Annotated in this window: 9 protein-coding genes; 1 reads left to right on the top strand and 8 read right to left on the bottom strand. The window is 43.0% G+C overall.

Annotated elements, in window-relative coordinates:
* Positions 1–8 precede the first annotated feature (8 nt).
* Genes B9Y81_RS11230 through trpB form a run of 3 tightly spaced genes read right to left on the bottom strand, consistent with a single transcriptional unit; the run spans position 9 to position 3,166 of the window.
* The gene (locus B9Y81_RS11230) at positions 9–575 is read right to left on the bottom strand and encodes an anthranilate synthase component II (protein ID WP_085537017.1); all 567 of its coding nucleotides are present in this window, start codon (positions 573–575) and stop codon (positions 9–11) included.
* Positions 576–581: 6 nt separating this feature from the next.
* The gene (locus B9Y81_RS11235; protein WP_085537018.1) at positions 582–1,976 is read right to left on the bottom strand and encodes an anthranilate synthase component I family protein; all 1,395 of its coding nucleotides are present in this window, start codon (positions 1,974–1,976) and stop codon (positions 582–584) included.
* Positions 1,973–3,166, bottom strand: a complete 1,194-nt coding sequence (trpB, locus tag B9Y81_RS11240) for a tryptophan synthase subunit beta (protein ID WP_085537019.1) — start codon at positions 3,164–3,166, stop codon at positions 1,973–1,975. Before trpB ends, B9Y81_RS11235 begins: the two co-directional genes overlap by 4 nt.
* A gap of 652 nt (positions 3,167–3,818) precedes the next feature.
* Between trpB and B9Y81_RS11245 the strand changes: the two genes are divergently transcribed.
* On the top strand, positions 3,819–5,279 hold the full coding sequence (locus B9Y81_RS11245) for a tryptophanase (RefSeq protein ID WP_085537020.1): 1,461 nt from the start codon (positions 3,819–3,821) through the stop codon (positions 5,277–5,279).
* A gap of 71 nt (positions 5,280–5,350) precedes the next feature.
* Here the strand turns inward: B9Y81_RS11245 and B9Y81_RS11250 are convergent, their stop codons facing one another.
* Genes B9Y81_RS11250 through B9Y81_RS11270 form a run of 5 tightly spaced genes read right to left on the bottom strand, consistent with a single transcriptional unit; the run spans position 5,351 to position 11,524 of the window.
* Positions 5,351–6,949 (bottom strand): YfcC family protein, encoded by a 1,599-nt coding sequence (locus tag B9Y81_RS11250; RefSeq protein ID WP_085537021.1) that lies wholly within the window; start codon positions 6,947–6,949, stop codon positions 5,351–5,353.
* A gap of 34 nt (positions 6,950–6,983) precedes the next feature.
* A complete protein-coding gene (locus B9Y81_RS11255; RefSeq protein ID WP_085537022.1) occupies positions 6,984–7,883 on the bottom strand; it encodes a cyanophycinase in 900 nt (299 codons plus the stop codon).
* Between the two features lie 9 nt (positions 7,884–7,892).
* Positions 7,893–8,987 (bottom strand): M20/M25/M40 family metallo-hydrolase, encoded by a 1,095-nt coding sequence (locus B9Y81_RS11260; RefSeq protein WP_176221485.1) that lies wholly within the window; start codon positions 8,985–8,987, stop codon positions 7,893–7,895.
* Between the two features lie 11 nt (positions 8,988–8,998).
* Positions 8,999–10,069 carry a choice-of-anchor J domain-containing protein gene (locus tag B9Y81_RS11265; protein ID WP_085537024.1) on the bottom strand — a complete coding sequence of 357 codons (1,071 nt, stop codon included), beginning with the start codon at positions 10,067–10,069 and terminating at the stop codon, positions 8,999–9,001.
* Positions 10,070–10,090: 21 nt separating this feature from the next.
* A complete protein-coding gene (locus tag B9Y81_RS11270) occupies positions 10,091–11,524 on the bottom strand; it encodes a RagB/SusD family nutrient uptake outer membrane protein (RefSeq protein ID WP_085537025.1) in 1,434 nt (477 codons plus the stop codon).
* Positions 11,525–11,527: the final 3 nt, after the last annotated feature.

The raw sequence follows: 11,527 nt of genomic DNA on the forward strand, positions 1-11,527 counted from the left end.
AGCCCTGATTATTTCTTCAACCAATTCTCCATAATACGCTTACCTTCGGGCGTAAGAACAGACTCAGGGTGAAATTGAATACCCCTCACGTCGTATTCCCGGTGACGTAACGCCATAATCTGCCCTTCCACAAAGTCGTCGGCTGTTATTTCAAGGCATTCCGGAAAACCGTCTTTAGACACTACCCACGAATGGTAACGCCCGGCACGGAAAGAAGTGCCAAGTCCGTCAAACAAATATTCTTCTTTCAGAATACGGATATCCGAACAAATACCATGGTGTACATCCGTTAGGTTGATTAGTTTTGCACCGAAGGCTTCCCCGATGGCCTGTTCGCCAAGACAAACCCCCAGAATACTTTTGGTTGGGGCATATCTTTTAATAAGCGGCAACAAGATACCAGCTTCCGAAGGTATTCCGGGCCCGGGAGATAACAGTATCTTATCAAACCGGTCTACCTCGTCTAACGTTATTTTATCGTTGCGATGCACCTCCACATCCGCGCCCAACTCTTTCAGGATGTGCAGCAGATTGTAGGTAAATGAGTCGTAATTATCAAATAATAAAATTTTCATGGTGTATCAGTTCTTTAATGTGGCGGCAAGATCAATCGCTTTTTTCAGCGCGCCCAGTTTGTTATTCACTTCTTGTAATTCACGTTCGTCGTTGCTTTGCGACACAACACCCGCACCGGCCTGATAATACAGCACATTACCTCGACTTACAAAAGAACGGATCGTAATAGCCTGATTCAAATCGCCATTCAGTCCCAGAAAACCAATACAACCACCGTACGCACCACGATTGTGCTTTTCAATTTCGGTGATCAACTGCATGGCTCTTATCTTGGGCGCACCGCTAAGTGTTCCCGCGGGAAAAGTGTCGATATACGTTTTTACGGAGTTACTTTCCGGATTGATTTCTCCACTGACACGCGAAACGAGATGAATCACATGGCTGTAGTATTGCACTTCCTTGTAGAAATCCACTTGCACATCGTGCGCGTTACGACTCAGGTCGTTTCGTGCTAGATCGACCAGCATCACATGTTCCGCGTTTTCTTTCGGATCTGCCAGTAATGCCTCCGTACGCTCTTTGTCCAAGGCCACATTTCCGGTACGAAAGGCTGTTCCTGCTATCGGGTCAATGCTGGCATGTCTGCCCGTTACTTTGCAATGGGTTTCGGGTGAGGAACCAAATATCCGAAATCCGCCAAAGTCAAAGTAAAACAAATAGGGCGATGGATTTATACTGCGAAGCGCACGATAAACTTTGAAATCGTCTCCCTTGAACGCCTGCTCAAAGCGGCGACTAAGCACAATCTGAAACACATCCCCGCGCATACAATGTTGTATTCCCTTACGCACCATCGCTTTATATTCCTCGTCGGTGATAGGCGAAGTTTCTACGCCAACCGGAAGAAAATTATAGGAAGCGTAATTCCGATTGTCGATCAGGGTTTCTATCTCGCACAGGCTACTCTCCTCTCCTTCCTGCAGCAACTCCACCAAAGTCATTTCATTACGAAAATGATCAAACACCAAAATGTACTTGTATAATATATAGAGCATATCCGGCGCGTCGTTTTCCTCGTGGTGTACTTCCTGCACCGGAATATCCTCAAAATAGCGAACCGAATCAAAAGCCGTATAGCCGAACAGTCCGCACACATTCTTTTCTTTCCCTTCTATCGTAAAGCGGTTCAGGAAGGCCGTGATGCAAACATCAACCGGCTTATCGCGAACTACCTCAACCGACGCATCCGGAAAGGTCATCGTACATTCATTATTATTAACGCCGATACTGGCAACCGGGCGAAGAGCGATGTAGGAAAGACTGTTTTCATCTCCATGGAAATCCGAGCTTTCCAACAAAGCCGATTCCGGATAAATATCGCGAACCCGGAGGTAGATACTAACAGGCGTATGCAAATCTCCAAGCAGTTTTTTACTTATGGTATGATAGGCGTAATTCATTTGTTTTTCGTGTTAAAATAGGCAATATAGGTTTCAATGTCTTTATCTCCTCGTCCGGAAACGGTGAGTACCACCACCTCATCCGGTCGAAACTGTATTTTTGGCAAAGTGCCTAAAGCATGCGCGCTTTCCAGTGCCGGAATAATTCCTTCTAACCGGGTTAACTCGAACGCTGCTTCAAGTGCTTCATCGTCATCTACGGCAAGAATTGCAGCACGTTTTTTCACCGCCAGGTTCGCATGAACCGGACCAATGCCCGGATAGTCCAAGCCTGCAGAAATCGAATAAGGCTCCTCAATTTGTCCGTCTTCGCTCTGCATCACCAACGTACGAGCTCCGTGTATAATCCCTTTGCGGCCCAGCTGAATCGTAGCAGCCGATTCTCCGGAATCGACACCTTTTCCTCCTGCCTCGGCAAGAATAAGGCGTACACGTTCGTCGTCGATATAATGATATATGGTTCCGGCCGCATTGCTTCCGCCACCCACACAAGCAATCAGCGTATCGGGATAATCTCGCCCTTCCTTTTCCATCAATTGTTCGCGAATTTCCTCACTGATAACCGATTGCAAACGTGCCACCATATCCGGATAAGGATGCGGACCAACGGTAGAACCGATAATATAAAACGTATCCGCCGGATGACAGCACCAGTCGCGTATCGCCTCGTTGGTTGCGTCTTTCAGTGTCATATTTCCCGACGTGACAGGAACAACTGTGGCACCGAGCATTTTCATCTTCTGCACATTCACCTGCTGACGCTCTACGTCTGTTTTGCCCATATACACGATACAGTCCATGTTCATCAAGGCGCAAACTGTTGCCGTAGCCACTCCGTGCTGTCCGGCTCCTGTTTCAGCGATAATACGTGTCTTCCCCATCCTGCGAGCCAACAAAATCTGCCCAATCGTATTGTTGATCTTATGCGCACCCGTATGATTCAGGTCTTCTCTCTTCAGATACATCTTGCAACCGTATTTCTCACTCAGTCTCTTCGCATAATAAAGTGGAGACGGGCGGCCTACATAATCCCGCAAAAGCTGATAATATTCCGCCTTAAAACTCTCGCTTTCTATTACTTCCAGATACGTTTTCTGCAATACCTCTACACACCGGTGAAGTATTTCCGGGACGTACGCTCCGCCAAACTCACCATAAAACCCATTCTCATCTACCTGATACGTTTTCATCCGATTTATTTATTTAAAATTTATTCCATTTTAAGTTAAAACAGGTGCCTGATCGCTGCTTTTCAAGAGCAAGCAAAAATGGCTGTAAATCAACGCCTTGTATGTTGCCAAAAACATAAAGGTTATTTTTCGAAAAACAAAGGATATTTTTTGAAATATAAAGGTTATTTTTTCGAACATATAGTATTGCAAAAAATCATGCTCAAAAACCCTCCCTTTCAGCAGTGAATTTGAATTGTTAATTTCCTTCCTACAAAAGTCTGTTTTGTTCCTTTGTTTCATTTCTTCCGATTTGATGAATGTGCATTACAACAAAAAAGGCCTATCGCAAGTGCGACAGGCCTTTTTGTTGTAATTATTCTATTTTAGTATATACACGAGGCTTCGTTCCTTACGACCGTTGGAGTTGTAGGAAGCGCCACCAATATGTATTTACTATATTCCGATTCATTTTTCGTTGTGTTATTACGGCAGCAAATATAGAGATTATCTTACAATACGCAAAGATTATTCTGTTTTTTTCTGCAAATAAAAATTACACAAATAGTCAGCATTATGACGATTCAAGCGCTTTCTTTTGTCAAAAAATACGGTTTCGTACGATAATTTATATACTTTTGGGGCTTTGTTTTAACTATTCATTAAAATAATCATGCAAAACACGAACAACAAGATCAAATTTTATAACGGAGAAGATATTCCTTTAGAATTACATAAAGTCCGTATTGTACAAAAACTGCATTTGGTTCCTATTGAAAGGAGACTGGAGGCTTTATATGAAGCCGGGTTTAATACTTTCCGACTGAACACGAAAGATGTATTCCTTGATATGTTGACGGATAGCGGCACAAACGCGATGAGCGATCAGCAATTGGGAGCGATGATGATGGCAGACGATGCCTATGCCGGCTCTCAAAGCTTTGTTCGTTATCAGAAAGCGGTAGAAGAGGTATTAGGTAAGAAATATCTGTTGCCTGTTCATCAGGGACGAGCGGCCGAAAATATTATCAGCCATGCCTTCGTTAAGAAAGGAAACATCGTTCCTATGAATTACCACTTCACTACGGCTATGGCTCATATCACGCAGTACGGTGGAAAGATTGAGGAACTCTTATATGATGAAGCTTATGTGATCAATAGCAAACATCCTTTTAAAGGTAATATGAATATTGAAAAGCTGGAAGCTTGTATTCAACAAAACGGCGTTGAGAACATTCCTTACATCCGGATGGAGGCTTCGACCAACCTGATCGGCGGACAACCTTTCTCGGTTGCTAACCTCAGGGATGTAAGAGCTATCGCAGACAAATACAACATTCGTTTGGTGTTAGACGCCAGCCTTTTAGGAGAAAACGCGTGGTTGGTAAAACAGCGTGAAGAGGAGTTCAAAGATAGTTCAATGCAAGAAATTATGCTGGCTATAACCGGCTTGGCCGATTTGATTTATTTCTCCGCAAGAAAGCTAAGTTCGTCCAGAGGAGGAGGTATCTGTACAAACAATGAAGCCATCTACAAGGAATTACAACCGCTTATTCCGCTATTCGAAGGTTTCCTTACTTATGGAGGTATGTCTGTTCGCGAAATCGAAGCAATTGCCGTAGGACTCTACGAAACCTTGGATGAATCGATGATCTGTCAAAGCCCTCAATTTATTGAATATCTTGTAAATGCACTCGACAGTAAAGGCATTCCTGTAGTTACACCTGCCGGAGTTCTGGGTTGCCACGTTGATGCTATGCGTATATGCGATCATCTGCCGCAAACCGAATATCCGGCCGGAGCATTAGCCGCGGCGTTTTTCCTGATATCCGGTATCAGAGGTATGGAGCGTGGGTCTGTTTCTAATCAACGCGACGAAGAAGGCAATGAGACTTATGCGGATATGGAACTATTGCGTCTGGCTATACCCCGAAGAGTATTTACGTTATCACAAATTAAATATGTTGAAGACCGTATGACGTGGCTTTACGAAAACCGCAACCTGATCGGAGGTCTTAAGTTTGTAGACGAACCACCCGTATTACGTTTCTTCATGGGAGGTCTTGCTCCTATCAACGATTGGCCCGAAAAACTAATGGCGAAATTCAGAAAAGATTTCGGAGATAGTTTATAATAAAAAAATGTCATCCTAAGCCCGAACCGGAAATGTCGCGGACTTAGGATGACAAATAAATAAAGAACCGTTTAAAAACCGTTCAGCTCGCAATAAACAGTGGGTATAAGTAACAGGAGTGCTAAAATTATAAAGATAGCCAGAATCCGAGAAAACCATTTTACCCAAACCGCATACGGAATACGGGCGATACCTAACGCACCGATAAGCACACCGGAGGTTGGTGTGATCATATTCGTAAACCCATCTCCAAACTGATAAGCCATAACCGTTGCCTGACGTGACAGACCAATTACATCCGAGAATGGAGCCATAATCGGCATGGTTAGCGCTGCCTTCGCGGACGCAGACGGAATAATTACGTTGATCATCGTTTGAATAGCATACATTGATGTAAGCGAAACCATTTTTCCTGCTCCATCCATTATAGAGGCTAATCCGTGAAGAATCGGATCGATCATCTTGCCTTCCTGCAAAATCCAGATAATACCACCCGAGAGCCCAACGATAATCGCGGGAGAAAGCATATCCTTCGCTCCGGTAAGGAATTCAGCAATCACATCATCGGCTTTTCCTCCGCTTGCAAATCCGGCCAGAATACCCATCGCAAGGAATATCCCGGAGATCTCACCCAAATACCAGCCGTGTCCCATTACACCGATAATCAGAAAAACAACCGTAAATCCCAATAAGGAAAGAATAAAAAAATGGGATGATTTACGTGCTCCAAGCAAACCGGACAGCGCAAACAAAGCCGTACAAACAGGAATAGCCGGAAGGGTTATCGCAGCGGTACCTACCGAGAAAGTACTGTGCGGATAGGTAACAGAAAATGCCGTAAGCGCAACAAGTACAAGTACATAAACCAACCAGGTAGAACGAGGTGTTACATACGCAACCGGCGTTTCGGCTGCTTCTGTTTCTCTTTTTCGCCAAAATTCATCCGCCTCATACATCGGAGAAATACGCGGGTTTTTCTTCACCTTGGCGGCATAGATCAAAACACACAGTATTAAAGCGATTGTAAAGATCACCCAACAAACAAGTCGGTATTCGAATCCTGAAAACAACGGCAGATTAGATAATCCTTGCGCAATACCGATTGTAAACGGATTTAAAACAGATCCGGCAAAACCAACATGAGACGCTACATAAACAAGACATATCCCCGTAAGCGAATCATATCCCATGGAAATGGCTAACGGTACAATAATGATAATAAAAGCCAATGTTTCTTCACTCATGCCGAACACAGATCCAAAAAGACTGAACATAATAATAATCAGCGTCATTATCACATTATTAATTCCTATTTTCCGAATCAGAGCATACCGTTCTAAACCTTTCGCTTTATTTAAAAAAGCAAGAATACCAACATCAATTGATTTACTACTGTTCAATACCTGAAAAGCACCTCCGATAATTAATAAAAAGCCGATAATTCCGGCTTGCATTTCAAATCCGGTCAATAAAGAACTGAAAATCTGCCAGGTTTGTGGGGAAGATTCAACCCGTTGATAGGAATTGTCTTTAATAACCGTTCGCTCCATCCCGTTGACCTCAACAGTGGTTCTAACGTATTCGCCGGCAGGGACAAACCAGGAGATTACAGCAGATATAATAATAAGAACAGATATAATCGTAAATGTATGAGGTATCTTCTTTAGCATTTCTTTGTGTTTGAAAGTAATTAAATAATTGGAATCAGAGTGTGAAGGATTCGCCCGAGGTATAAAGCGAAAGACGGATATTCTTAGCAGACAGGTAACCTTCTTCGTTATCCGGTTGATTAGTCATCTGATCGTTTTCGAATAACATGACAGCACTTTGTCCGGCTACTGTACACGTTCCATCCGGCGCCACGATAATGGCTGTAGCTTCATCAATACCTATGCCCTTTAATCCCGGGTTTTCTATTACAAGCGTAATCAGTCTGTTTTCTCTTTTACGATAAATAAAGTGCTGGTCAACAATAGCCGAATTAATAAAACCAAAACCGTCTGCTGTTTGAACATTACCGGCTTTGATCACTTTGAAATCGCCACTGCCTTCTCCGTTTACGCCCTCTTGTCCTGTCAGCATAATCTTACTCATCACAGCTGCTCCGGCACTTGTTCCGCCGATAACACCTCCTTCTTTGTAAATATCTCTGATCTTTTCAAGAAATTTTGTTCCTGCCAGATAAGCGGTCAGATTATTTTGATCACCACCGGAAAAGAAAATCGCGGTAACGCCCTCTAAACGGCCCAGACTTTCTTCCGTGTCTATATCTTCTTTCGTGCAGTTGATATAACTAACCTCTTTGCATCCCATCTCCTTGAATTGTTCTTCCTGATATTCACCTGTGTCAACTATATCACCACTTGCGAAAGGAACAATAAGTATCTTCGCGTCTGTTCCTCCTCCAAGCGCAAGATATTTCATCATCAGGGAATCCGGTCGTTCTCCACCACCAATAATAAAGAGATGTCCTTTCGGATTTTCAGGAAAAAGTAAGGAAGCTGATTTTTCTACTACAGGAAGTTGTTCCTTCTTCTCGGCAGTACAACAGGAAAGCAAAGTAACTGTAGCTATTAAAGCAAACAGCATAATATGTTTAAGCATGTTTTCTGATTAGTCTGTTAATAATGTGTATGCAATATCACAATTTGTCTGCATATCTTTATAAAGAATAAATTCGTTCGTTCCATGTGGATTCTGAGCACCTACACCCAGGTTGATCGTTTGAACCCCTTTGTCATTCATCGAGTTCGCATCACTACCACCCATGGATTTGAAGCCTGTAATTTCTATGCCAAGCTTCTCACCAACGTCAAGAATACGTAAATACGGAATAGCTTCAGGAGAAATTTGATAAGGCGTAAAATCCCAGATATAAGAACACGCTATTTTTCCTCCGAAATGAGCCGCCGCTGCTTCAAAGTCCTGAATAACTTTAGCCATTATTTCTTCACCTTGCGCTTGTTGTTCGGTACGAATTTCACCTTCAATCACAATTCTGTCCGGAACTACATTCGTCGCTGTTCCTCCGTTAATGATACTTATACTGGCTGTTGTCTTTTCGTCAATACGTCCGAAAGGGAAAGTAGTCATGGCTTTAGTCGCTATCTGGATAGCGTTCACACCTTTCTCGGGAGAAATTCCCGCATGAGACGCTTTACCGAGTACCGTGATCTTAAATGCGATCGCACCACAGGTTTCGTTCACGAATTTTCCCGGCGTCATGTGAGAGTCAAAAGCAAAGCCATATTTCATCTCCGGGGTAGGCTTATAGTAGATTGAACCGGCCAATGTAGTTTCTTCACAAACAGTAAAAAGTAACGTACAAGGATGAATTTGCTTCTTATCATTCACCGCGCGTTTAAGTGCATAAAGAATAGCCGATACGCCACCACGGTCATCAACACCGAGTATGGTGGTTCCATCAGAAGTAATACGGTCTTCCAATAACTGAGGTTTGACTCCTTTTGTAGAGCTTGGCGTATCCATGTGTGCCATCAGCAAAAAATCACCGCCGCCGTTAATCGGAACGATAACATTTCCGGAATTACCTTCAGATCGTTCTGCTGCTCCGTCCATATAGGCTTCAAAGCCTAATGCTTTGACATAATCCATTATAAACTGCGCCACCGGCAATTCTTTGCCGGATGTCGCGTCTATTTTAATCATCTCCAGAAAGAGATCGGTTAGTTCTTTATCAGGCGTCATAAGTCTCATTTTTAGAATGCATAAACGACTACGTTTTTAAGCAGGAATCTGTCCATGTCAGTACAGTTTCCGTGAAGGAACGCAATATAGAATGTTTTTCCGGCATAACCTTGCAAATTGGTTGTGGTAGTTACGACAGACCAATATTTATGCGCATCTGTCAATTCTGTCCAATCTTTAAGAACTTTTGCCTCCCGGCAGTTTGCTTCCGTAATAGGCGCTTCCGAAATCAATATCTGATACTGTTCCTGATAGGCATTCTTTGCAGAAGCACTTAGGTCATAGCTTAATGTTACGGATTGTGCCGAAGCCGGTACTGTTATAGCCGGAGAAACCAGGTAGTTTTCAGGAGTCAAAGCACCATCTGAACTGATATAAGAACGAGACATTGCAAAACCACCATCTGTAGTTGTGTGCTGCCAAGCGTATCCGTCTCCATCCTTATCGATATTACCCCACGTAGCCGGAATACCCGATTTGAAACTTTCTTCAAAATAAGTAGTCTTGACCGAAATGATATTAAGCGCTAACAGTCCGGTTGGTTTATTTGCCTGCGCGTTATCGGTATCTTCCAGTACAACATAAGCAACAGTGTTATTACGTTCCAGAATATTAACCGTAATGTAAGCAAACATCACTCCTCCCTCGATTGTCACAAATCCGGTTCGTGTCTGCGGATCGTAAACAACATCTTTGCTACCTTCAAAATTAAAGTCCTTCCCGTATTGGGCTGTTGAGTTATATACTTCATAAGCCGATTCTGGTAGTCCTTCCGGTTTTTCTGTAACAAAACGGGAATCACTTTTTATAAAATAAAGCTGCTCCGCTATACGGAAACGAACCGTTGTAGCACTTGCATTTTTGCGAATCATCTGTACACAGATCGTATCTTCGCCAAGGATGGAGGTTTCTTTTGCGATCAGGTTATTACTGCCACTTACCGTCTGACCGCTCTTGTCCGGACTGAATTCATAATATACCGGACCTTGATATGTTCTATCTTCTTTCTCACAGGCTGTAAATCCAATCATACAGGATAGAAGAAAGAGTAAAGTGTTGAAAGAATAGCTTATTTTTTTCATTTTGTTTCTTCGTTTGCCGGATTAATAACCCGGGTTATTTACAAGATTCTTATTAGCATCCATCTGCACATCAGATATTTTAGACACCACCCTGAAATCAGTATAAGGTATTGCTGCCTTTCCGTCGGGTTTTGAAATAGCCTGACCACGTCTTTTTAAGTCAAAAAAACGGAAACCTTCAAAGGCAAGTTCAAGTCGGCGTTGTAATAAAACTTCCGTCAGCAATGTATTATCTGAAGCATCTGTCTCGCCAATACCTCTTTTCACACGTAACAGGTTAACATCCGCACGAGCCGCGTCAAATTGCTTTAATTCCGCAAAGGCTTCGGCACGATTCAATAAAACTTCTGAAATACGGATAACCGGAACATTGTCTTGTCCGAATTCGCCTTGCCAACTATTGAATTTACGGCTCCACCACACTTTTGTACCATTCATTTTTGCTTTTTTGAAAGCTGCGAAACGGGTGTCATTATCCTGATCATAAAGTGCGATCAGCTCTTCCGCGATGGTAAAAGTGCCATCACCCGAGCCTTTAGCAATATCATAGCCATCTTCATCCGTGTTAGAATCGGTCATACCGTAGGTTGAATGCAAGGAGGCAGAACCTAATGCCTCAGCGGCAGTATAATACAGATAGAAGATAGACTCCCTGTTTTCAGAAAATACTTTTGTGTAGTTTCCGTCGTAAATTGTGATATTACCATTATCAATCACATAAGTAGCCGCGTCTTTACTGTCGTTCCATTTTTCCTGAAATAAGTAAACGCGGGATTGTAACGCTTTATTTGCTAACGCTCCTATACGTTTAGGAGCCAGTCCGCTGTCATTTCCTTCAAGCAAAGGAAATCCGGAAGTCAGGTCTTCCTCTATGAATTCCCAGATATCTTTTACGGTGGCACGCTTTGGATAGGTTTCTTCGCCCAATGTTCCTCCCGAATAGAAGAACGCGTCTTTTATCATCGGAACACTAAGGTTGAAATCATTCACCAGATGATTGGGTTCGCGACCGTAAGTAATCGCCAGATTTGTGTAGCATAATGCCCGAAGAGTCAACGCCTCTCCCTGCAAGGCTTTGCTTTTGGTTGTTTCCGGTAGTTGCTCCAGATACATAAGCACTTCATTTAATAACGTTATCATCTCGTAAGATTCCGTCCAGATATCTAAATGAGCACCGACTTTATTGTCTGCGATGTCTTTATAGCGGGTAGCAACCGGCGATAGTTTGGTGTTATCCGCAAGAACTTCCGGAATAGCCAACACATCACGTCCATAATAAGTTACTTTCTGCATCAGATCGTATACACCAAGCAACATAGCTTCGCACCCGGACTCGGTTTTTACTAATTCCACAGGAAGTAAATGCTTTGATTTTGTATCTAATAAAGAATCACAGCCGGTCGTAAACAAACAACTCAATATCAAAGCCGGCAGGTATTTATATATTCTATTCATGTG

Source organism: Massilibacteroides vaginae (assembly GCF_900178525.1).
Lineage (GTDB): Bacteria > Bacteroidota > Bacteroidia > Bacteroidales > Tannerellaceae > Massilibacteroides > Massilibacteroides vaginae.

Bases quoted from the DNA above. Each gene is read 5' to 3' on its own strand.
- B9Y81_RS11230 (WP_085537017.1), bottom strand. From the start codon at position 575: ATGAAAATTTTATTATTTGATAATTACGACTCATTTACCTACAATCTG.
- B9Y81_RS11260 (WP_176221485.1), bottom strand. From the start codon at position 8,987: ATGACGCCTGATAAAGAACTAACCGATCTCTTTCTGGAGATGATTAAA.
- trpB (WP_085537019.1), bottom strand. From the start codon at position 3,166: ATGAAAACGTATCAGGTAGATGAGAATGGGTTTTATGGTGAGTTTGGC.
- B9Y81_RS11235 (WP_085537018.1), bottom strand. From the start codon at position 1,976: ATGAATTACGCCTATCATACCATAAGTAAAAAACTGCTTGGAGATTTG.
- B9Y81_RS11245 (WP_085537020.1), top strand. From the start codon at position 3,819: ATGCAAAACACGAACAACAAGATCAAATTTTATAACGGAGAAGATATT.
- B9Y81_RS11250 (WP_085537021.1), bottom strand. From the start codon at position 6,949: ATGCTAAAGAAGATACCTCATACATTTACGATTATATCTGTTCTTATT.
- B9Y81_RS11270 (WP_085537025.1), bottom strand. From the start codon at position 11,524: ATGAATAGAATATATAAATACCTGCCGGCTTTGATATTGAGTTGTTTG.
- B9Y81_RS11265 (WP_085537024.1), bottom strand. From the start codon at position 10,069: ATGAAAAAAATAAGCTATTCTTTCAACACTTTACTCTTTCTTCTATCC.
- B9Y81_RS11255 (WP_085537022.1), bottom strand. From the start codon at position 7,883: ATGCTTAAACATATTATGCTGTTTGCTTTAATAGCTACAGTTACTTTG.